Origin of the sequence: Hymenobacter wooponensis (genome assembly GCF_004745865.1) — a bacterium.
Taxonomy (GTDB): Bacteria; Bacteroidota; Bacteroidia; order Cytophagales; family Hymenobacteraceae; genus Hymenobacter; species Hymenobacter wooponensis.
Window position 1 is genome coordinate 415895 of sequence record NZ_SRKZ01000006.1, and the last position, 22584, is coordinate 438478.

The window sequence follows — 22584 nt, forward strand, 5'->3', positions numbered from 1 at the left end:
CTGCCGGCGCTATAGCTGGGTTACTTTTTGGTGATGCGGAACTCTACGCGACGGTTAAGGCGGCGGGTTTCTTCCTGCTCGTTAGAAGCAATGGGCTTTTTGTCGCCGAAACCTTCAGTGGTAATACGGCTGCTGCTAATTCCCTTGCTCACGATGTACCGTTTTACCTCGTTCACGCGGTCTTGGCTCAGCTTCAGGTTCAGGGCGGGGTCACCCTGGTTGTCGGTGTGGCCTTCAATCTTAATTTCTACCTGCGGATACGCTTTCAGCGTTTTGATTAGGCGCTGCAACTCCGGGTAAGAAGTTTCGCGCAGCACATATTTGCTCTGCGCAAAGAAGATATTATTCAGCTTGATGGTCTGGCCTACGGCGAAGGGTACTAGGTACAAATCCTGGTTTACTTCTGAGTATTTCTGCCGGTCCGTAACGTCTAAGTTATCTGACTCCGCCAAGTACTCTTTTGACTCTGCCCGGTAGCCATAGTGGGCCCCCGAAGGCAGTACAATGGTGTAAGAGCCATCCACCGGGCTGGTTTCAGCTACGCCAATCTCCTCACCTGTCAGCAGGTTTTCGTAGTGAATAGTAGCTACAATGGGCTTTTTCGTGGCTGCGTCGAGCACTCGGCCGCGAACCAACGTTACTACCTCCGGACGGAAAGTAGGCGTCAGATTAATGCGGAAGATATCCTTGGAGTTGTCGATGCCTTTGCGGGCCGACACCAAGTAGGCCTCCTCCCCGGCCGCCGATACGGTATAGTACGCATCGAAGTCAGGGGAATTCACGGTTGAGCCCAGGTTGCGCGGACGGGTCCAGTTCGTCCAAGAATCATCGATGCGCTTGCTGTAGAAAATGTCGCTCTTGCCATAGCCTCCCCACCCTTCAGACGCAAAGTAGAGGGTCTTGCCGTCCGCCGCCAAGAAGGGGGCAAACTCGGGCTTCTTGGTATTAATATTAGAGCCAAGGTTGCGCGGCTTGGTCCAGCTGGTACCATCCTCCTTGCGGAAGCTAACGAAGATATCCTGCTGGCCTTGTCCATCTTTCCGATCTACGGCCATCAACAGCACCTTACCCGAAATGCCCAGGTAATAGTCTACATTGTCGGGGTCGTCGTTGTAAAAGTCATCGATATTGACTTTTTCAGGTTGGCTCCAGCCCGTTTTGGTCCGGTGCGTTATGCTCAAGCCCTTAGGATCAATCGTGCCGTCGGATTTGTACACGTTAATCAGGAGGGCCGTATTTCCATCTGATGATACGGAAGCCAACCCATTTGGCCCGGGCGTGTTGATGGGGCTACCAATGTTTTTGGCCTGGCTCCAGGTCTTCTTATCGGCGTTTTGCAGCGTTGAGTACCACACGTCCTGGGGGTCTTTGGCCCCTCCTACGTTCTGCGGACTTTCCTGACGGGCAAAGAACAGCGTGCGGCCATCGGGAGAGATAACCGGGTGGGTGTCGACGTATTTAGTGTTAACAGTGGGCCCTAAGTTCACCATGGCAGAGTCGAAGCTGACGGCATTTTTCTCCGCCTGAAACTCCTTTTTCACCATCGTTTCGGCCACATCGGCAATACCAATGGCGTCAATCTGGTTGACCCCATTTACTGATTTAGTATTCAGTGATACTACAATGCCAATGGTACGGTAAGTACCCGGCGAGAACGTAACCTGCAGGGCACGAAACGCTTCCGGAATAGGACCCGGTTCTTTGTTCTCATACACCTGGTGCTTCTGACCGCGGGTATCCACTAGCTCAATTTTGGAAATGGAGCCAGGATTGAAGTTCTCAATTACTGTTACCTGTTTAGCAACCAACGATTTAGAAAATCGCACTTCTATAAATTCGTTGGTTGATTCCTTTCTCGGAATCCAGGCTTCGTTGCTGGCCTGGCCTAGGGGGAGGGCATTGGGCTCACCGAGTACTTTTTCAGGGGAGAAAGCTTCTTTGCCTTCCGCCTTCTGCGATGAAACGGCCACGACTTTGCTGGCCCATACAGCGTGCTGGGCCTGCGTAACACCATGTATCCCTACTACCAACCCTCCCGACAACAGTATTTTTCGGATGCTCATATGGTCAAGGGCAAAACATAAGGCTCTTAGATGGTCACGTGCTTTAAAGTGCCAACTGGTCAGAATCCTCTTAGACGTTTTGAGTGTTTGGTAAGTTGCAAATCTCTACGAAAGCTGCACTTAAGTGCGTAGAGCTATTCTGGTAGTGCTCAATGACATAGGATCAGGGCCTAACAACCCGTCAGCAAATTCTTCTACTAAGCTAACTAAATCCAGGAAAAAGTAAATTTTTATTTCTCCTTTGTACTCATTCCAACCAGTTAGTTGGACCACAAAGGTAAGATCACCTAGGGCTTTCTGTTACACAAAGCTCTTAGGAATGATCCTGCTACTCTTCAATGTTCTCTAAATTCCACAACTCAGCGCTGCCAAAGGCAACTTGCCTTTCGTTAGTGCAGTAACGTGCAAGCAGCTATATGCTTGTGTAAGCATTTCTTGAATTTTCAACTTGCCCCTAGGGCTGCAAAGTGAAGGTGCGCGTTTCGGCATTAAAAGGTCCCGGAATTTGATTGCCTTTGGAATCCAGCAACTCTAGCTTTATGGTGTTTTCCCCGGGTGCTAAGCCTTCCATAATGTAGGGCACCCACTGATCCAGCAAGAATTCAGTGCCATCAATAGTAGCCCGCACTTTGTTGCCATCAGGCGATAGAGTAGTGTTTACTAAGTAAAAGTCTAGCATCACCCTCTTGGTATCGGCGCCTTTGTACACGTCTTTCGGACGGCTGTAGAACAGGTGGGGCGCTTGTAAATCAAAGTTTTGGGTGCTGTATACGCCGGGCCCCACCGTGAGTACCCGCAGGTCGTAGGCCCCGCGGTGCTTCAGGCTCTCATGATAAGAGCGTGACAGAAAGGAGAGTACTACGTGCTGCCCGTCGGGGATGGGCTTACTGAACTCGCTGGTGTAGTGAGCCGTGTAAGGCTGATTATCTACGATGTTATGAATATGCTGGCCTTGCTGTGAATTGGCTAGGTGCTCAGCATGAGGTCCGCCCGTCATGCGGGTTAGCTGGAAGTTGGTGAGGTCGTAGTCGAAGGCCACGTTGCCGCTGGGCACGGCCGAACCTGGAGGAGGCGTTTTCAGCACTAGTTGGGCCTCGGCCATTTTGGGCGACCCCGTAAGAGGCGTCAGACGAATGCCGTTCTTTTCTAAACTTGCCTCAGAGCCCAAGCTGGACACGGCTTCGCTGGTAGGCTCCTCTTCTGGTTGCTGCACCCGGCGGGTAGTATCGCAGGCGGCTAGGCCTACAACCAATACGCTACTCAGTAAGTATGTAGTTGTTTTCATAGAGCTGTACGTAGTACTGAAGGTGGCCTAGCGAGCAGCCTGCTCGTGGTCTACTATCACCGCAAAGACGCGTTTTTTAAGTACCTTGCGCCTTACGTAAGGTTCTCCAAAAAGTATATCGTTTCTCCCCCATGGAAGAAAAACTGCTGGAGGAAATTCCCTCCCTCGATCTGGCTGATTTTCGCTCTGGTGACCCGGAGCGCAAAGCCCGCTTTGTTCAACAACTCGGTGAAGCCTACCAGAACATTGGCTTCATTGCGCTTAAAAACCATGGTCTGAACGCTGAGCAGACCACCAAGCTCTACTCCGACGTGCAGTCGTTCTTTTCACTGCCCGACGACGTAAAGCAGCAGTACGAAAAGCCTGAGCTAGCTGGCCAGCGCGGCTACGTTAGCAAAGGCAAGGAGCACGCCAAAGGCCGCAATACCGGCGACCTGAAGGAATTTTACCACGTAGGCCAGGAAGTAGACGACCCCAATGACCCCATTGGTGCTGAATACCCCGACAACATCTGGCCGAAGGAAGTAAACAGCTTTGCTGAAACCTCCTTAACCACTTACAAGACCCTCGAAGCCGCCGGCAAAGATGTACTACGGGCCATTGCTCTGTACCTCAACTTGCCCGAGAACTACTTCGATGATAAGGTGCGCAACGGTAACAGCATTCTGCGCCCCATCCACTACTACCCCATCGAAAACCCGGACAGCGTTCCGGCCGATGCTGTTCGCGCTGCTGAGCACGGCGACATCAACCTGATTACGCTACTGATGGGAGCTTCTGCCGACGGCCTGCAAGTGTTGCGCCGCGACGGAAAGTGGATTCCAATTACTGCTCTCCCCGACCAGATTGTGGTAAATGTGGGCGACATGCTGCAGCGCCTCACCAATGGCGTGCTGAAGAGCACCATCCACCGCGTGGTGAACCCACCCCGCGAGAAGATGAACTCTTCCCGTTACAGCATTCCCTTCTTCATGCACCCCCGCTCCGAAATGAGCTTGGCGGCCCTGGAGAGCTGCGTAACACCTGAAAACCCGAAAAAGGAAGCCGATATTACTGCCGGCGAGTTCCTGAATGAGCGCCTCATAGAGCTGGGACTAAAGAAAAAATAGTCCCCTGGCCGTAGGTGCCCGCGCTTGAACTCATCAGGACCTTACGTAATCCCACTCGCGCCACCTGCCCGTTCCCTTGTTTTCACGCCGGCCCCGGCTGCACCCGCAGTCGGGGCCGGTTGTTTTTCTGGCTGGTTTCTGCTTCTTTGTCAAGCATCTACGCTGCATTGCCTTGCTACCCCAAAACCCTTCAACCGTACCTACTTCGCCCCCGCTCCGTCCGCCGGAACGGGTGAAGCGCGGGCGTAACCTAATTTTCCTGAAGGATGTCGCGGCATTAGGCCTCACCGCTTTTGGTGGCCCTCAGGCCCACATGGCCATGATGCTGCGCCTGCTCGTTGACAAGCGCCGCTACCTTACCGCCGCCGACCTGCTGGAGATTACTGCCTTGTGTCAGATCTTACCGGGCCCCACTTCTACGCAAACCATCACGGCTATTGGGTTCCGGCTGGGTGGTCCTAACCTGGCTTACCTCACCCTGCTGGTCTGGATGATTCCCTCGGTGTGCTTCATGACGGCAGCCGGCCTAATGATCAGCTACCTCGATAAGGACCAAGTAGCCCGACTAGTCCAGTTTGTACAGCCCGTGGCCATTGGCTTTGTGGCCTACTCTGCCTATAAAATCTCCGAGAAGGTTATTCATACTAAAACCTCGGTGGGGATTATGGTGGTATCGGCACTACTAGTATACCGCTTTCAGTTGCCTTGGCTTATGCCTATTCTGCTACTGGCCGGCGGGAGCGTGACAACCTTCCGCTACCGAAAAATGCCTAGGGAGCAAACCATCCCGCTCCAAATTGAATGGTCGAACTTCTTGCTGTGGCTGGGAGTGTTTGTGAGTGCAGCTCTATTGGGCTCTTACACTAAGCTGTTGCCGGTTAGGCTCTTTGAGAATTTCTACCGCAACGGCAGCCTGGTATTTGGTGGTGGGCAGGTGCTGGCTCCTCTCTTCTACACTGAGTTTGTTGAGTTTAAGCATTACCTAACCAACAAAGAGTTTCTCTCTGGACTAGGCCTAGTGCAGGCCATGCCGGGGCCTAATTTTTCCTTTGCCTCCTACATAGGAGCCTTGGCCATGCGCCAGGCGGGCAGCGGCATGAGCGGACAACTGTTGGGGGCTATGGTGGGAGTTGCCGGTATCTTCATGCCGGGCACGCTCCTTATCTTCTTCCTGATTCGTTTCTGGGACCAGCTGAAACGCTACCGAGTGATTAAAGCGTCGTTGGAAGGTATTAATGCAGTATCAGCCGGCTTAGTGTGTGCTGCTACCTTTTTGCTGTACCACCCCTTACCAGAAACCCCTGTTAACCTGGGGCTTATCGTGGTGACTTTTTTGGTACTGCTCTGGGAGCGGGTGCCTTCCTACATCATTGTAGGAGCGGCGTTGCTGGCTGGGGTTATCTTTTAGCTATAGAATACATGAAGCCGCCTACTGGCCTAGCACAGAAAATTTTGTGCTAGGCCAGTAGGCGGCTTCGTCTGTTTAGCGCTTACCTAAACAGGCTGTTACATCAATAGCTGCTCGGGCAGGTGCATTAGGTAGTCACCATAGCCACTCTTGCGAAGCGGAGCCGCAATTTCACGCAGTTGGTCAGCATTGATGAACCCCTGACGATAAGCTACTTCTTCGATAGAACCTACTTTGAGCCCCTGGCGCTGCTCTATTACGCGCACAAATTCGCCGGCCTGCATTAGGCTTTCAAAAGTGCCTGTGTCAAGCCAAGCTGTACCACGGCCCAGGATTCCTACCTTTAATTTACCCCGACGCAGATACTCCTGGTTGATGTCTGTAATCTCGTACTCGCCGCGGGGGCTAGGCTTGAGGTTACGGGCAATTTCGATTACCTCGTTATCGTAGAAATATAGGCCAGGTACCGCGTAGTTACTCTTGGGCTGCTTGGGCTTTTCCTCAATACTGAGGGCTTTGTGGTTCTCATCGAACTCCACTACGCCGTAACGCTCTGGGTCATGCACGTGATACGCATACACCACGCCCCCATCTGGGTTGTTGTTGGACTTGAGTAGTTCCTCCATGCCTTCGCCGTGGAAGATATTGTCGCCGAGCACCAGCGCTACCTTGTCATCGCCAATAAAGTCAGCACCTAGCACGAAGGCCTGAGCCAGGCCATTTGGCACCTCCTGAATGGTGTACTGGAAGTTGCAGCCCAAGTTCTTACCATCTCCTAGCAGCTTTTTAAACTGCTCTTGGTCGTGGGGCGTCGTAATGATGAGGATATCCTTAATACCAGCCATCATTAGAATCGACAGCGGATAGTATATCATCGGCTTGTCGTAGACGGGCATCAGCTGCTTGGAAACAGCTAGGGTAAGCGGGTGCAAACGGGTGCCAGAGCCACCGGCGAGGATAATACCTTTCATGTTAGGGTGTTGCTATAGTAAGATCTTGATTACTGGCTCTCGTGAAGCCAGCTAAGGCAGCGTAGGGGTGCTTTAGCTAATTCCGCTCTGCAATAAACTCCTGGTTGGCTTCAAACCAAGCAAGAGTCTTTTGCAACCCTTCCCGAATGCGGATTTGTGGGTTATAACCTAGCAGGTTCTGCGCTTTGCTGATATCGGCCAACGAGTCGCGAATATCACCTGGGCGGTCGGGGCCGTACTCAGGGGTAATATCTGAGCCGGCCTCTTCCTTCAGGATATTGAACAGGTCATTGAGGGAGGTCCGGTCTGCTACTGCGATGTTATACACTTGGTTCACAGCTTCTGGGTTTTGCACCAGCGCCGCTTTAATGTTGGCCTGCACGCAGTTTTCAACGAAGGTAAAGTCACGAGTCTGACCACCATCACCGTTCATGCGCGGCGACTTGCCCTCCAGCACAGCATCAATGAAGAGCGGAATAACGGCAGCATATGCCCCATTAGGGTCTTGGCGGGGACCAAAGATGTTGAAATAGCGCAGACCAATGATTTCCATGCCGTAGGTTTTGCCAAATACATCGGCATACAGCTCATTGGCGTACTTAGTCACGGCGTAAGGTGACAGCGGCTTGCCAATACGGTCTTCCACTTTTGGCAGGGCCTTATGGTCACCGTAGGTAGAGGAAGAAGCAGCGTACACGAAACGCTTTACTCCCGCTTCTTTGGCACCTACCAGCATGTTCACAAAGCCACCAACGTTCACGTCATTACTCGTGATGGGGTCATTGATGGAACGAGGCACGGAGCCCAGTGCAGCTTGATGTAGCACTACATCAATACCCTGGCAGGCATCAATGCAGGTTTGCCGGTCGCGGATATCGCCCTCAATTACTCGCAATGCTGGGTTGCCTTCGAATAGGGCAACGTTCTTGCGGAAACCGTTAGAGTAGTTATCCAGGACGCGCACTTCCTTGGCTCCGTACTTGAGCAGGTATTCGACCAAGTTAGAGCCAATAAAACCAGCTCCACCTGTTACCAGGAAAGCCAGATTATCAATTGGCTGGTCGTGAAAGGGGGTATTGTACACGTTGTGTTGATTAACAGTGATGAATGCACAATGAGCAATGGATTACTAAACAGCGTAGGCCACTGCTCATGTAATCATTGCTCATTGAAGCGCTTTAGCGCGTAGCGTATTGCTGCTGGTAGTACTGCTGATAAGCACCGCTAGTCACGTGCTCGAGCCACTCAGTGTTTTCTAGATACCAGTCTACTGTCTGCGATAAGCCTTGCTCGAACGTTACAGAAGGCTTCCAGCCCAACTCGTTCATGATTTTGCTACTATCGATAGCGTAGCGCAAATCATGGCCAGCCCGGTCGGTTACAAAGGTGATGAGCTTACGAGACGTACCTTTCTCTTTGCCAGTTTTCTCGTCGAGCGTGTCGCAGAGCAGGTGAATCAGCTCTAGGTTGGCCCACTCATTCACGCCACCAATGTTGTAGGTATCGCCCAGTTTGCCTTTGTGAAATACGGCGTCGATGGCAGTAGCGTGGTCTTTCACGAACAACCAATCGCGCACGTTTTCGCCCTTGCCGTACACCGGCACCGGCTGTCCGTGCTGAATACGGTGGATGGCCAACGGAATCAGCTTCTCAGGGAAGTGGTTGGGGCCGTAGTTATTCGAGCAGTTGCTCAGTTTCACGGGCAGGCCGTAGGTGTGGTGCCAGGCCCGCACGAAGTGGTCAGAAGAAGCCTTGGAAGCCGAGTACGGAGAGCGGGGATCGTAGCTGGTTTCTTCAGTGAACATCTCGGGGCCGAAATCTAGGGAGCCGTATACTTCGTCGGTGCTCACATGGTAGAAGGTTTTGCCTTCATAGCCCAGTGGCTTCCACAGGTTCTTGGCTGCATTCAGCAAGTGTACTGTGCCCAGTACGTTGGTCTTCACAAACGCCAGCGGATCAGTGATGCTGCGGTCAACGTGGGACTCAGCTGCTAGGTGAATCACCGCGTCGGGCTCTTCGGTAGCAAACAACTGATCTACAAAGGCTTGATCCGTAATGTCGCCTTTCACCAAACGGTAGTTAGGCGCCGATTCAATATCGCGCAGGTTTTCGAGGTTGCCAGCGTAGGTCAGGGCATCCAAATTCAGAATCTGATATTCCGGATACTTCGTTACGAACAAGCGCACCACGTGCGACCCAATGAAGCCGGCTCCGCCGGTGATGATGATTTTCATAGATGTAAAGAGTACGTAAGGCCCGTTATGTGCCAAGCTTGCCAGGGTAAACTTACCACTGGCTGACGTTATGAAAAGACGATTTTCTTTGGACAGGCCTAGGAAGGCTTGTCTATACTACCTGCGTTACTTTTTTTGATCCAAGGCCTGCTGCCACTTCCAAGAGCTAGCGAGTGCCTCGTCGAGGGTAGAGGTAGTCGTAAAACCTAGTTCTGAGGTAGCCTTGGTAACATCGGCGTAGATAGCAGGGACATCACCGGGGCGAGGAGGGCCAATTTTGTAATTCAGCTTCTGGCCCGTGGCCCGCTCGAAGGCGTGCACCACTTCCAGCACTGAGTTACCATGACCGGTACCCACATTGAAGGTTTCTACCGCTTCGCCGTGGCCATCTAGCAGGCGCTGCACCGCTACAATGTGTGCTTTTGCTAAGTCTACCACGTGCACATAGTCACGGATGTTAGTACCGTCGGGCGTATCGTACGTGTCGCCGTAGATGGTAAGCTGCTCTCGGATACCGGCGGCCGTTTGCGTTACGAACGGCACCAGGTTTTGCGGTACGCCCAGGGGCAGTTCACCAATTTCAGCCGAAGGATGGGCCCCAATCGGGTTGAAATAGCGCAGCAAAATGGTTCGCAAGGGCTGCTCAGGCACGGCAGCAATATCACGCAGAATGTCTTCGCACATCTGCTTAGTAGCTCCGTAGGGAGAATTAGCCTTCTTCGTAGGCGTCTGCTCAGTTACGGGCAGCTGATCCGGAATGCCGTATACAGTGCAGGAAGAAGAGAAAACCAGTGCATTCACCCCAAACTCCCGCATTACCGAAAGCAGGGCTAAGAGTGAGCCTACGTTGTTGCGGTAGTACTCCAGGGGTTTAGCTACTGACTCGCCTACTGCTTTGAAAGCGGCAAAGTGAATCACGCCACGCAGGTTACCTTCCTCAGCAAATACCGCACGTAGGGCCTCCTCGTCGTTGCAGTCAATGTTGTGCACGGGCACGCGCACACCTAAAATGTGCTCTAGACCATCGAGCACCTGCTCACGCGAATTGCTGAAGTTATCCACTATCACCGGCAAAAAGCCAGCATTGTACAGCTCTACTACTGCGTGCGAGCCAATGTAGCCCGCGCCGCCCGTTACTAGTATTTTGGTGCGCTCCATTTTCAGTCGGTGAAACAGCCAGAGATCAAACTAATGAGCTGATGAAGTAAGGTTATTAGGCCTGCTCTTCATCAGCTCATCAATTACTTTTTATAGGCTCCAGTAAGCCAATTCTTGAATCTTGTTGCGGAAGAGACCTTTGATGTCTACTACCACCGCCGGCTGGTTGGTAATAGATTTGAAATACGCCTCGTCTAACTCCATGTAAGGCTGGTGGCTTACGGCTACAATTATCGCATCGTAGTCGTTGCGGATCTGATCCTGCGGAGTTAGGCGGAAGCCATACTCGTGGTGCAACTCATCGGAGTCAGCGTGCGGGTCAATGATATCGACATTAACGGAGAAGTTCTTCAGCTCCTGAATAACATCGGCCACTTTAGAGTTGCGGATGTCTTCCACGTTTTCTTTGAACGTGGCGCCCATCACTAGCACGCGGCCTTTAGCTACGTCTTTGCCCTGCTTAATCATGGTCTGCACCGTTTTGCGAGCAATGTAGGCTCCCATGTTATCATTGGTGGTGCGGCCCGAAAGAATCACCTTGGCATCGTAGCCCAGCTCTTTAGCCTTGTAGGTGAGGTAATAGGGGTCAACGCCAATGCAGTGGCCGCCTACCAGGCCAGGCGAGAACTTCAGGAAGTTCCACTTGGTGCCAGCGGCTTCCAGTACTTCATAGGTATTGATGCTCATGCGGTCGAAAATCATCGACAGCTCGTTCATCAGGGCAATGTTGACGTCGCGCTGGGTGTTCTCAATGATCTTAGCAGCTTCAGCTACTTTAATGCTGCTAGCGCGGTGTACTCCGGCCTTCACTACCAGTTCATACGTCTTGGCAATTTCTTCCAATGACTCAGCGTCGCAACCGGCTACTACTTTCACAATGCTGGAAAGCGTGTGCTCTTTGTCGCCGGGGTTAATGCGCTCGGGAGAATAGCCCACCTTGAAGTCGCCATTGGCGAAGCTCAGTCCTGAGTGCTTCTCCATTACTGGAATGCAATCTTCTTCGGTGCAGCCTGGGTATACGGTGCTTTCAAACACCACGTAATCGCCCTTTTTCAGAACTTTGCCTACCGAAGAAGAAGCGCCCAGCAGCGGCTTCAGGTCGGGCATGGCGTGCTCATCGATGGGCGTAGGCACTGCTACCACGTAGAAAGTAGCTTCGCGCAGTACATCCAAAGAATCGGTGAATTCAATATCGCAGCCCTCAAAATCCTTGGCTTCCAGCTCGCCGCTCGGATCAATGTTGTTGCGCATCATATCCACCCGTTTCGCGTTGATATCAAAGCCAATCACTTTGATTTTGCGGGCAAATTCGAGGGCGATGGGCAGGCCTACGTAGCCGAGGCCAATAACGGCCAGCTTGGTTTGTTTCTGGAGGAGTTGCTCGTACACGGGTCGGGACTTAGAAACTTGAGTTAGTAAAGACGGAAAAAGCTGGCAGCTTATAATTCTGGGGTAATAGGAGAAACCTGGTTATTCATCAGGCGATACTGTTGGCCGCTTTCAGCGCAAGTGGCTAGGCCATTGGCATCAAAGCTCAACTGATGCCCGTGCGTGCTCATCCAGCCGCGGGGGCGGGCAGGATTGCCATACACGAGGGAATAAGGTGCTACATCGGTAGTTACCACGGAGCCCGCGCCTACAAACGCATACTCTCCGAGGCGGATACCACACACAATAGTGCTGTTAGCCCCAATACTTGTGCCACGTTCTACTAAGGTAGGACGATACTCATGGCGGCGGGGCACGGCAGAGCGCGGATTTAGCACATTTGTAAAGACCACAGAAGGACCAATAAAGACATCGTCGGCGCACTCTACGCCAGTGTAGAGGCTAACGTTGTTCTGCACCTTCACATTTCTACCTAATCGTACACCATCGGCCACAAATACATTCTGGCCTAGGGAACAATCAGGGCCTAACTCGGCCCCGGCACTGATGTGCGAGAAATGCCAAATTCGGCAACCATCACCAATGCGGCACCCCTCATCTAGGATGGCAGTAGAGTGCGCATAGTAAGCCAAAGGCTCAGGCATACCGAGGTGATTGGAGAGAGGAATTCAGCCGGCAAAGGTAGGGGTTTTGCTAGTTCGGTAGGATAGAACTTTGAACGGATGCGAGTTAAGGTTCTGCTAACAGTCAGCAAATACCATATCAAGGCAGCCCACCTCGGCGGTAGTTGACGCTATATCGACCTTGTTAGGACTCTATGAAAGGGGCAACTTCTTTTTTCTCAAGCTCCTATCCAGGTGGCGCGCGTCATCCGGTCTTTGCCAAATAAATCTGCCAGCATCTCGCACTGTTGGTATCCTAACTCACGGAGCATGGCAACGGTAGCCTGAGCGTACCGCTCATTTATTTCAAAATATAGGTTACCACCTGGGCGCAGTATCCTTTGACCTAGCTCCGCAATACGGCGGTAAAACAGCAGCGGATCGTGGTTGGGCACGAATAGCGCCGTAGCTGGCTCGTAGGCCAGTACATTGGGGCGCATAAGGTCCCGCTCCTCTTCCAGCACGTAAGGTGGGTTACTTACCAGCACATCTAGCTGACTTGTAAGATGAGGCTCGGCCGTAAGAATATTCACTTCTTGGAAATCGACAGTAACGGCGTAACGAACGGCATTACGCTGTGCCACGGCTAGGGCTTCGGGGGAGATATCAACAGCCGTGAGGATGCTGCCAGGCAGCGACAGGCCTAGGGCAATGGGAATGCAACCCGAACCAGTGCCAATATCCAAAATGCGTAGGCTATTGCCGCCCTTCTGCTCACGGGTTATGAGTGCCACTAGTTCCTCGGTTTCGGGACGAGGAATAAGCGTGGCGGGCGATACTTCTAGCTCTAGGTCGGCAAAGTGCGCCGTACCTAGCACGTATTGCAGTGGCTCGTGGGTTAGTAGCCTTTCCTGAATGGCGGCCAGTTGCTGTTCTCCTAACTCCGGTACAGGCTCATTGGCCTGCATCCGGCGGTGCAACGGTGAGAGGCCTAGCACATGTTCTAGCACCAGTCCGGCTATAGAATCAGCTTCAGGAGCGGGGTAAATAGCCCGTAAGGCCTCTGACAAAGAAGTAGTGAGCTGACGAACCGTTGACATACCGCAAAGGTAGCTCCCGGCGCGCTGGCAGGGGTATCGGCGGCGCGGCATCTTCTGGCTCCACTAGTTTTGTACCTTCACCCTCCCACCAATTCCGCTCCTATGTCTGCCACCGACTTCGACCACCTCATGATGCGCCGGGCCCTCGACCTAGCCCGCCTGGGCACCGGCTACGCACGCCCAAATCCCATTGTAGGCTGTGTAATCACTCACGAAGGCCGGGTAATTGGCGAAGGATGGCACAAGCGGTATGGCGGCCCGCACGCAGAAGTAAATGCTATAGCGGCCGTTACGGAGCAGCATCTGCTGTCCAAGAGCCGAGTGTACGTTACGCTGGAGCCTTGCTCCCACTATGGTAAAACTCCGCCTTGCGCCGACTTACTGATTGAGAAAGGCGTAGCCGAAGTAGTGGTGTGCAACCTCGACCCCAACCCGTTAGTAGCTGGCCGCGGCATTGCAAAACTGCAGGCTGCAGGTATTAAGGTAGAAACTGGGTTATTGGAGCAGGAAGGGCGCTGGCTAAACCGGCGATTCTTCACGTTCCAGGAAAAGCAGCGGCCCTATGTAGTACTCAAGTGGGCTGAAACGGCTGATGGCTACTTAGCAGGCCCTTACTTTCAGCCGGTAGCCATCAGTGGCAAGCTGGCAAATGTGATGGTGCACCAGTGGCGCACCGAAGAACAAGCCATTCTAGTGGGTACCCGCACCGCTTTGCACGACAACCCACGCCTGAACGTGCGGGAATGGCCCGGCCAGGACCCTACCCGGATAGTAATCGATAAAAACCTGTGCCTGCCTCCTACGCATAACTTGCTCGATGGCAGCCAGCCCACAATTGTGTACACGTATCGGGAGCGGGACTCTACCCACAACCTGGCCTACGAACCTCTCTCCGAAGCCAACGACTTGTTCCCTCAGATTCTCCATAACCTTTATGAGCGCAATGTGCAGTCGGTGCTGGTAGAAGGCGGTCCTACAGTACTGAACTCTTTGCTCAAAGATGGACTCTGGGACGAAGCCCGGATTATCCGGAGCCCCAAGGTATTAGGCGGGGGTGTAGCGGCGCCGCACTTAGGTCTCACTGGCCTACGAGAGCAATTTGCATTGGGTGACGACGAAGTGTTCGTGTATCAGCGGCAGGCGCAAGGCCGGGCAATACCGGCGCGGTCATAACTTTGCGGCGCTGGCGCGGTTAGCTAGCACTTTCTCCCTGTTACTTGCGCTTACTCATGGCCGAAGAACTGCACCTCGATACTACGCTCACTAAAGCTGAGCAATACCGCCAACTCCTTCCTCAAATTGAAGCACTGACCACGGGTGAACCTGACCTAGTGGCTAATCTGGCTAATACCGCGGCGGCTCTGCGCCAGGCGTTTGGCTTCTTCTGGGTGGGCTTCTATCTGGTGAAAGACGACGAGTTGGTGCTAGGCCCGTTCCAAGGGCCCATTGCCTGCACCCGTATCCGACGGGGTAAGGGTGTGTGTGGCACCAGCTGGAGCCGCGCCGAAACGGTGCTGGTACCCGACGTGGAGCAGTTCCCCGGCCACATTGCCTGCAGCTCCGACTCAAAATCAGAAATAGTGGTACCGGTGCTGAAAGATGGGCAGGTGGTAGCCGTGCTAGACGTGGACAGCGACCAGCTAAACGACTTCGATCAGGCCGATCAAGAGGCATTGGAGCAATTGATGACGCTGGCTGCGCGGTGGTTTTAGGCTTGGGGCGGCGCCGGTAGTAGAAAGGCACCCTCAAGAGGTGCTTCTCAGCCACTAACCGTGTAACTTACCCGGATAAGTCCTACCCCCATCCTACCCCACCCATGCGTAAAGTTGTTTTGTACATAGCCACCAGTCTGGATGGCTACATTGCCTCCCCGGATGGCTCCGTGGAATGGCTGCCCACCCCGCCCCCGAATGAGGATTATGGCTACGGAAACTTCCTAGCCACTGCCGATGCTACTCTGCAAGGCCGCGCCACTTACGAGCAAGTACTCACGCTGGGTGATTGGCCATACCCCACGCTGACCAACTACGTCTTTACCCGGCGCCCACCCACGGAGCCCGCCCACCCCTCGGTACACTTCGTGACCGAAGACCCAGTTAGTTTCGTCAGCCAGTTGAAGCAGCAGGAAGGCAACACTATTTGGCTGATCGGGGGCAGTATGCTCGCGGCCCCGCTGTTGGCAGCTGGTGTGGTAGATGAACTCATGCTCTTCATTGTGCCGCAGTTGCTAGGAGCAGGCATTCCGCTGTGGCGAGCCCAACCACAGCCACGCCCCTTGATACTGTTGAATCAGCAAGCCTGGCCCGATGGCATGACACTGCTACACTACCAATTGCCTGTTCAAGATGACTCACTTGCGGTAGCTGATCAATCGGCTGCAGAACAGGCCTAGGCCAGTACGATAAAAGAAAAAGCAGTGCCCTCCCCTTGCAAGGGGAGGGCACTGCTTTTTGCGGTTGGCAAGATGCTGCCTTGCGAATGAGAGCTACTAGAACAGGCTAGGAGAGTCGGTTTTCAATTGAGCGACGATGGTTTGGCCACCTTTCACTTTCTCCCCAATCTGCACCTTTACCTCGGTATCAACCGGCACGAAAATATCAACGCGGGAGCCGAATTTAATAAAGCCAAACTCTTCGCCCTGGCTTACTTCGTCGCCTTCATTTACATACCATACAATGCGGCGAGCCATAGCGCCGGCAATCTGCCGAAACAGCACGAATGGGCCTGCCTCCGACTCCACAACTACCGTGGTCCGCTCGTTTTTGGTGCTGCTCTTGGGGTGCCAAGCTACCAGATAGTTACCGGGGTGATATTTGAAATAGCGTACAATACCCGAGATAGGGTTGCGGGTGATGTGCACGTTAATCGGCGACATGAAGATGCTGATCTGCTTGCGCACATCATCAAAATATTCGGGCTCGTGCACGTCCTCAATAACCACCACTTTGCCGTCGGCGGGGGCAATAACTAAGTCCTCGTGGGTGAAGAGACGGCGGGCCGGGCTCCGGAAAAACTGAAGCAGCGCCAGAAAGACGATGACCGAAATACCCGCGAAAATCTTGTTAAAATCGTCGTAACGGGCATTATAGCGGAAAAGCAATAGGTTGGCGGCTACCAGAGCCAGCAACGTAAAGAAAAGAATTCGTCGTCCTTCTTTGTGAATCTTCATAAATCACTGATTTGCGCTGATTACGTGAATTACGATGAGTCAGACGCTTTTTCCAGAAACAGAGCTCAGCAGGCATATGATTCCCCATTGAGGGAAACACCTTGCCGACCTGCACAAAGATAGCCCGAGCCACCGGCCCGGGCTATCCGAAAACAAATATAGCTAGTTCGGGCTCACAGCCCAGTTAGCAGCCAAAAACCTACTTTGAGGTAAGTATCGGCGCCTAGTAGTGGCCTAGAAGCCGCCGCGGAACTTGTAGGTCTGGGCCACTTTATCAATGGCTACCACGTAGGCTGCAATACGCATCGGGATGTTATACTTCTGGCTGGTGGCGTACACCTTCTCGAAGGCATCATTCATGATGCGGTCGGCGCGCTCGGTCACCATTTCCTCAGTCCACTTGAAACCCTGGCGGTTCTGTACCCACTCGAAGTACGATACCGTTACTCCACCGGAGTTAGCCAGAATATCAGGCACCACCATAATGCCCTTCTCGTTGATGATGGGGTCAGCAGAGGCCGAAGTCGGGCCGTTAGCACCTTCCACAATCAGCTTGGCTTTGATGTCGTGGGCGTTGTGCTCCGTAATAACATCTTCTACGGCAGCGGGTACCAGCACATCTACGTTGGACGTGAGCAGGTCGTCGGCATCGTCCATGAGCGTAGCACCCGTGAAACCGTCGAGGCGGCCCTTGTGCACGTTCTTGTAGGCCACTGCCTCGTCTATGTTGATGCCGTTCTCATTCCAGTAAGCGCCGCTTACGTCGGAAATGCACTTAATTTTTACGCCCTGCTCGCTCAGCAGCTTGGCCGCCCACGAGCCTACATTGCCAAAGCCCTGCACCGCCGCCGAGGCCTGCTTGGGGTCCATGCCCAGCTTCTTCATGGCGGCCAGCGCCGACACCATTACCCCGCGGCCAGTAGCCTCAGTGCGGCCCAGTGAGCCACCCATTACTAGCGGCTTGCCCGTTACTACGGCCGGCGAGGTAGCGCCTACCGTTTTAGAGAATTCATCCATCAGCCACGCCATCTCGCGAGGGCCGGTACCCATATCGGGAGCAGGAATGTCGCGGTCGGGACCGAACACATCCTTCATAGACATGGTGTAGCCACGGGTGAGGCGCTCAATTTCGCCGGCGCTCATGGTGGTGGGGTCGCAGATGATACCGCCTTTAGCACCGCCATAGGGCAGATCAACTACGGCGCACTTCCACGTCATCCAGGCAGCCAGGGCCTTCACCTCATCGAGGTGCACGTTCTTATCGTAGCGAATACCGCCTTTCGAAGGGCCAAGAATGGTGTTATGCACCACGCGGTAGCCTTCAAACACGCGCACTTTACCATTGTCCATGGTAACCGGAATGTGCACGATAACCTGCTTATCAGGGGCTTTGAGTACGTCGTAGGTTTCGTCGTCGAGACCGAGGATTTCGGTGGCCACGTTGAAACGTGACATCATGGACTCGAGGGGGTTTTCGGCATCTACGCGAGGGGCCGGTTCTTTGTACACCGTGGTGGCAGCCATACGGGGTTGGGGGTTGGGGTGGGTGAGGAAATGAAAAAGGGCGACCAAAGGCGGTGGGAGCCACTAGTCGCGCGCAGAAATTTGGTGGTCAAAGGTAGTGGGAATATGCCATACGCAAGGCGCATCGGATGGGGTGCATTTTACCATAACCTTGCCTCTAAGCCAGTATGTGCGCAAAAACAGCACCAAATGCCCGTTAGTTTTCAACTATATAGTGCTCGTCTGGAGTAGACACAAAAAAAGCCCGTGGAAATACCTCCACGGGCTGTAAATAATTGGGCTACCCCGCAGCAATAGGCCTAGCCAAATACCAGCTGCAGCAGAGCCAGCACCGGCAGAATAAATAGGAAGGCATCGAACCGGTCTAGCAGGCCGCCATGGCCCGGCATAATGCGCCCAGAGTCCTTTATATCTACGCTGCGCTTCAGCATCGACTCTGCCAGGTCGCCAAGCGGGCCAAAAACCGCTACCACGCTCGCCACTACGAGGCGATAGGTTAAGGAAAGTTCTGGCAATAGGTAGCCTAAGGCCCAGCCCATAACAAGCGTCAGCAGGAAGCCACCCACGGCGCCTTCCCAGGTTTTACCGGGTGAGATTTTAGGCGCCAGCTTGTGCTTACCCAAGGTCTTACCTGCCGCATACGCCCCAATGTCCGACGACCATACCAGCAGCAGCAGCGCGAAGATTCGGCGGTAATCATAGTTTTCCCGGTTGCTGAATGCTACTACGCTCAACAAGCTCATGGGCAAACTCACATACAGTATGCCCAACAAGGCTACGCCTACATTAGCGAAAGGCGGTATGTCATGGTTTTCCCGAGGCCAAGAGTACATTTCTCTCAGAATCAAAATAGTGGGCAACAGGAAAGCCACTATGTATAAGCTGTTTTTAGCTGGCTCTATAGTATTAAGCCAGGAAAGGCTCTCACTAGTCTCAAGCACGGACGTACTTCCTGCAACTTCTGCATGATAACTAGCACTTTGCAGAAAATAGATGGCAGTAAATAGCACCAAACTTAACGCACCACCCAGCAATGCCGCTGGCTTATATCCGGCGTGGCGCATCATGCGGTAGAACTCCCACAGCATCCGCATCTGTACCAGGCCGAAGAACAGGGCAAACGACCAAGCACTGTACCACACGCTACCCAGTAACAACACGGCCCCAATAATGCCGAAGATGATCCGCTGGGCCAGGTTGGACATGGGCGGCTTGCCGGTAGCTGGCTCAGCGGCTGGCGGCGGGGTGGGGGCGGGAGAGGTGGGCAAGGAGGGTAAAATTGGAGAGTGATATAGGCGGGCGGGAACTACAGGTGGCCTAGCAGCAATTTATAGGCCTCTTCCTTCTGTTCAGTTATTTATTTTCTCGGGTAATATCTACGCCGTGGTGGCTGAGGGTGCGCGCCTTGGTAGGTACTTCGGGGCCAGCTACCGCTACGCCACCACTGCTGAGCGTGTGCATGTGGGAGGGTAGCTCATCGGCTCGCGGAGCTTGCATATTGCGGCGCAGTAGCCATAGCAGGCCTACGCACACCACCAACGAAAGCAGCATCAGCGGCCACGGCAGCGCGTCGGTGGAGTCGGGGTCGAAGGCGGTGGTTGACCACTGGCGCTGCTGCACATAGAGCAGCACTAGCTGAAAGGCATTTTGCGTGAAGTGAGCCGCCATTGGCACCAGAATGTTGCCGCTCCACTCGTACAAATACCCCAGCACCAGCCCCAGCACAAACCGCGGCACGAAACCGAAGAACTGAAAGTGAATGGCGCTAAAAATGGCGGCGGCCAGCCATATACCCACATGGCGCGAGTTGAACCACTGCACCAGGTTGCGCTGCACTACGCCCCGGAAAAACAGCTCCTCACTAACGGCCGGCACTACTGCTACTACCAGCACTGCCACCAGAAAGCGGGTAGGCGAGGTAAACCGAGTGAGAAAACGCGTGATAACCTGCGCTTTGTCTTCCATGGCCTTCGCCTTCACCTCCCAGTCGTGCATAAAGGCGGGGAAGTGGGCATGCGTGTTCCAGTCTATCAGCCCCGACATAAACGGCAGGCTGATGATGATAAGCGCCATGGCCACCAGGGCCCACCACAGGGGCACTGGCCTACGGGGAGCAAAATAGTCGGTGAGCTTATGCCCGGTGAGGGCGGCCAGTACTACGGCGGCCCCCCCTACCCCACCAAGCAACAGCAGCCCCTGGCTGAGCATCATGATGCCCCATCCGTTGGGGTACGACTGCGGAGCCTGCTGCACGTTGCCCATCTCCTGTAACCCCACATGAAAGAACAGATTGCTGCATATTGCAATCAGCAAACTGGAGAGGCAAAACATCACAAACGCCACCACCAACAGCAACACAAGGTTAACGGCGGGGTGCAACCGGCTGGAGACGAAACCTTTCATGGGGTGGTAAGAGTTGGAAGAGTCGTAAATTTGCGCAAAATACTAGAATAGACTGCCGTGGTACACATCCGCAACATTGCCTTGCCCGATTTCCCTTTGCTACTCGCGCCCATGGAGGACGTTTCGGACCCGCCATTCCGGGCCGTGTGCAAACAAGGCGGGGCTGATTTGATGTACACCGAGTTTATTTCTTCAGAAGGCCTGATTCGGGCCGCCGCCAAGAGCCGGCAGAAACTCGATGTATTTGACTACGAGCGGCCCATCGGGATTCAGCTGTTTGGCTCCGATGTGGAAACGATGGGCGAATGTGCCCGCATCAGCACTGAGGCCGGCCCCGACCTCATCGACATCAATTACGGCTGCCCCGTGAAGCAGGTGGCCTGCCGCGGCGCCGGAGCCGCCCTGCTCCGCGACATTCCGAAGATGGTGGAGATGACGGCCGCCGTGGTAAAAGCTACCCACCTGCCCGTGACGGTAAAAACCCGCCTGGGCTGGGACGACTCCACTAAAAACGTGGAAGATGTAGCCGAGCGTCTGCAGGATATTGGTATTGAAGCCCTGACGGTGCACGGCCGCACTCGCGTGCAGATGTACAAGGGCGAGGCCGATTGGGAGCTGATTGGTCGCATCAAGAACAACCCGCGCATCAAGATTCCCATCTTCGGCAACGGCGACATCGACTCGCCCCAGAAAGCCGTGGAGTACAAGAACCGCTACGGCGTTGACGGCGTGATGATTGGCCGGGCCGCCATTGGCTACCCCTGGATTTTCAGAGAGGTGAAGCACTATGCCGCTACTGGCCAGCTGCTTCCACCCCCCACCGTGGAAGAGCGCGTGCAGGCTTGCCGGATGCACTTCGAGAAAAGCTTGGAATGGAAGGGCCCGCGGGCCGGCATTTTCGAGATGCGCCGCCACTACGCCCAGTATTTCCGGGGGCTAGAAGGTGCCCGCCAGTGGCGCACCCGCCTCGTTGACACCAACGACCCCGCGGAGATCCACGCCATCATGGATGAAATCATTGCCGCCGAGCCGGTTTTGGTGGGGTAACCCAAACGTCATCCTAACGAAGGAAGGATCTTATCACGCCTGAACGACTGGCCTAGTGCCTCGGGCTATCGTGACAAGATCCTTCCTTCGTCAGGATGACGTTCTTTTTTTCCTCTATTCCTTCCTCCCTCATTCTCCCCTCATGCCCACCGCCCCCGCCCCGGCCATTACCTCCGCCCCTGGCTCGCAGACCGTGGCTCCGCCCCCACCCCACCGCACGCCGGCCTCAGCATGGGTATTGCTGATAGTTCTGGCTACTATTTGGGGTACTTCTTTTATCCTGATGAAGAAGGGGTTGGTGGTGTTTTCGGCGCTGGAGCTGGGTGCCACGCGGGTGAGTGTGGCCGCGCTCTTGCTACTGCCATTTGCCCTACAGCACATCCGAAAGGTAGAGCGCAGCCGGTTTAAGTGGCTGGTGCTGAGCGGCGTGGTGGGCACCCTGATTCCGGCCTTTCTGTTTGCTTACGCTGAAACCCGGCTGGCTTCTGGCCTAGCAGGGGTATTGAATGCACTTACGGCGGTATTTACCTTAGTGGTGGGCGCGGCCTTCTTCGGGCAGAAGCTGACTGGCCTACGGGTGTTTGGAATAGGCCTTGGCCTGGCGGGCACGGTGGTCCTGATGCTGCTGGGCGGCAGCGGCGGCGATGCAACCCCAAGTGGCGAGAGCAATGCCTGGTATGGCCTCTACATTGTGCTGGCCACGCTGGGCTATGGCTTCAGCGTCAATATCATTAAGCACCACTTCAGCGGGATTCCGTCGGTAGCAGTTACGGGCCTGCTACTCCTGTTTATTGGCGGGCCAGCCCTGGCCTACCTGCTGCTGGGCACGCAATTCTTGCACAAGCTAGCCACCGTGCCCGGCGCCTGGACGGCCTTCGGCTACATTGCCCTGCTGGCTACCATGAGCACTGCTGTAGCTATGGTGCTATTCAACAAGCTCATTCAAAGCTCCACGGCGCTGTTCGCGGCTTCCAACACTTATCTGGTACCCATTATGGCATTGGGTTGGGGCCTGCTCGATGGTGAACAGTTCAACCTCTGGCACCTGCTGGGCATGCTCATTATCCTGGTAAGCGTGGCCATCATCCACCGGGCAAAGTAACAGCTGGAGGTAGTGTAGTA

At 54.2% G+C, this 22584-nt stretch carries 20 protein-coding genes; 7 read left to right on the forward strand and 13 right to left on the reverse strand.

Translation table 11 applies throughout. The features are described 5' to 3' along the window. Positions 1-20: 20 nt before the first annotated feature. On the reverse strand, positions 21-2063 hold the full coding sequence (locus EU557_RS20825) for an OmpA family protein (RefSeq protein ID WP_135532405.1): 2043 nt from the start codon (positions 2061-2063) through the stop codon (positions 21-23). Between the two features lie 454 nt (positions 2064-2517). Continuing rightward, entirely contained in the window at positions 2518-3348 is an 831-nt protein-coding gene (locus EU557_RS20830) for a hypothetical protein (protein WP_135532406.1), read from the reverse strand. Between the two features lie 131 nt (positions 3349-3479). Here EU557_RS20830 and EU557_RS20835 point away from each other — a divergent pair, with 131 nt between their 5' ends. After that, complete coding sequence (locus tag EU557_RS20835) at positions 3480-4457, forward strand: isopenicillin N synthase family dioxygenase (protein WP_135532407.1); 978 nt, start codon at positions 3480-3482, stop codon at positions 4455-4457. Positions 4458-4689: 232 nt separating this feature from the next. Next, positions 4690-5865 carry a chromate efflux transporter gene (gene chrA / locus EU557_RS20840; protein WP_245326345.1) on the forward strand — a complete coding sequence of 392 codons (1176 nt, stop codon included), beginning with the start codon at positions 4690-4692 and terminating at the stop codon, positions 5863-5865. Between the two features lie 98 nt (positions 5866-5963). On the opposite strand, the gene rfbA is transcribed toward chrA, so the two are convergent. The 7 genes from rfbA to prmC form a co-directional block, all read right to left on the reverse strand. Beyond that, positions 5964-6836 carry a glucose-1-phosphate thymidylyltransferase RfbA gene (gene rfbA, locus EU557_RS20845; RefSeq protein ID WP_135532408.1) on the reverse strand — a complete coding sequence of 291 codons (873 nt, stop codon included), beginning with the start codon at positions 6834-6836 and terminating at the stop codon, positions 5964-5966. 76 nt (positions 6837-6912) lie between these two features. Beyond that, positions 6913-7920, reverse strand: a complete 1008-nt coding sequence (locus tag EU557_RS20850; protein WP_135532409.1) for an SDR family oxidoreductase — start codon at positions 7918-7920, stop codon at positions 6913-6915. A 94-nt stretch (positions 7921-8014) separates the two neighbouring features. After that, entirely contained in the window at positions 8015-9070 is a 1056-nt protein-coding gene (rfbB, locus tag EU557_RS20855) for a dTDP-glucose 4,6-dehydratase (RefSeq protein ID WP_135532410.1), read from the reverse strand. 126 nt (positions 9071-9196) lie between these two features. After that, positions 9197-10228, reverse strand: coding sequence for a UDP-glucose 4-epimerase GalE (gene galE / locus EU557_RS20860; RefSeq protein ID WP_135532411.1), 1032 nt, complete (start codon positions 10226-10228; stop codon positions 9197-9199). A 90-nt stretch (positions 10229-10318) separates the two neighbouring features. Beyond that, the gene (locus EU557_RS20865; RefSeq protein WP_135532412.1) at positions 10319-11617 is read right to left on the reverse strand and encodes a nucleotide sugar dehydrogenase; all 1299 of its coding nucleotides are present in this window, start codon (positions 11615-11617) and stop codon (positions 10319-10321) included. 50 nt (positions 11618-11667) lie between these two features. Beyond that, positions 11668-12261, reverse strand: coding sequence for an acyltransferase (locus EU557_RS20870; protein WP_135532413.1), 594 nt, complete (start codon positions 12259-12261; stop codon positions 11668-11670). Between the two features lie 197 nt (positions 12262-12458). Next, positions 12459-13319, reverse strand: a complete 861-nt coding sequence (gene prmC / locus EU557_RS20875) for a peptide chain release factor N(5)-glutamine methyltransferase (protein ID WP_135532414.1) — start codon at positions 13317-13319, stop codon at positions 12459-12461. Positions 13320-13421: 102 nt separating this feature from the next. Here prmC and ribD point away from each other — a divergent pair, with 102 nt between their 5' ends. The 3 genes from ribD to EU557_RS20890 all read left to right on the forward strand — a co-directional run bounded on the left by ribD (position 13422) and on the right by EU557_RS20890 (position 15711). Further along, on the forward strand, positions 13422-14492 hold the full coding sequence (gene ribD / locus EU557_RS20880) for a bifunctional diaminohydroxyphosphoribosylaminopyrimidine deaminase/5-amino-6-(5-phosphoribosylamino)uracil reductase RibD (protein ID WP_135532415.1): 1071 nt from the start codon (positions 13422-13424) through the stop codon (positions 14490-14492). Positions 14493-14548: 56 nt separating this feature from the next. After that, entirely contained in the window at positions 14549-15031 is a 483-nt protein-coding gene (locus EU557_RS20885; RefSeq protein WP_135532416.1) for a GAF domain-containing protein, read from the forward strand. Between the two features lie 104 nt (positions 15032-15135). Continuing rightward, positions 15136-15711: a dihydrofolate reductase family protein gene (locus EU557_RS20890; RefSeq protein WP_135532417.1), complete on the forward strand. Its 576-nt coding sequence runs from the start codon at positions 15136-15138 to the stop codon at positions 15709-15711. Positions 15712-15807: 96 nt separating this feature from the next. On the opposite strand, the gene EU557_RS20895 is transcribed toward EU557_RS20890, so the two are convergent. From EU557_RS20895 to EU557_RS20910, 4 genes are all read right to left on the reverse strand, one after another. Next, positions 15808-16488 carry a phosphatidylserine decarboxylase family protein gene (locus EU557_RS20895; RefSeq protein ID WP_135532418.1) on the reverse strand — a complete coding sequence of 227 codons (681 nt, stop codon included), beginning with the start codon at positions 16486-16488 and terminating at the stop codon, positions 15808-15810. 234 nt (positions 16489-16722) lie between these two features. Continuing rightward, positions 16723-18012, reverse strand: a complete 1290-nt coding sequence (locus tag EU557_RS20900) for a Glu/Leu/Phe/Val family dehydrogenase (RefSeq protein WP_135532419.1) — start codon at positions 18010-18012, stop codon at positions 16723-16725. Positions 18013-18311: 299 nt separating this feature from the next. Continuing rightward, positions 18312-19280 carry a phosphatidate cytidylyltransferase gene (locus EU557_RS20905; RefSeq protein WP_135532420.1) on the reverse strand — a complete coding sequence of 323 codons (969 nt, stop codon included), beginning with the start codon at positions 19278-19280 and terminating at the stop codon, positions 18312-18314. 85 nt (positions 19281-19365) lie between these two features. Continuing rightward, positions 19366-20415 (reverse strand): CPBP family intramembrane glutamic endopeptidase, encoded by a 1050-nt coding sequence (locus EU557_RS20910; RefSeq protein ID WP_135532421.1) that lies wholly within the window; start codon positions 20413-20415, stop codon positions 19366-19368. 57 nt (positions 20416-20472) lie between these two features. On the opposite strand from EU557_RS20910, the gene dusB reads away from it, so the two are divergent. Next, positions 20473-21462 (forward strand): tRNA dihydrouridine synthase DusB, encoded by a 990-nt coding sequence (dusB, locus tag EU557_RS20915; RefSeq protein WP_135532422.1) that lies wholly within the window; start codon positions 20473-20475, stop codon positions 21460-21462. 142 nt (positions 21463-21604) lie between these two features. Then, positions 21605-22564: a DMT family transporter gene (locus tag EU557_RS20920; RefSeq protein WP_135532423.1), complete on the forward strand. Its 960-nt coding sequence runs from the start codon at positions 21605-21607 to the stop codon at positions 22562-22564. Positions 22565-22584 lie beyond the last annotated feature (20 nt).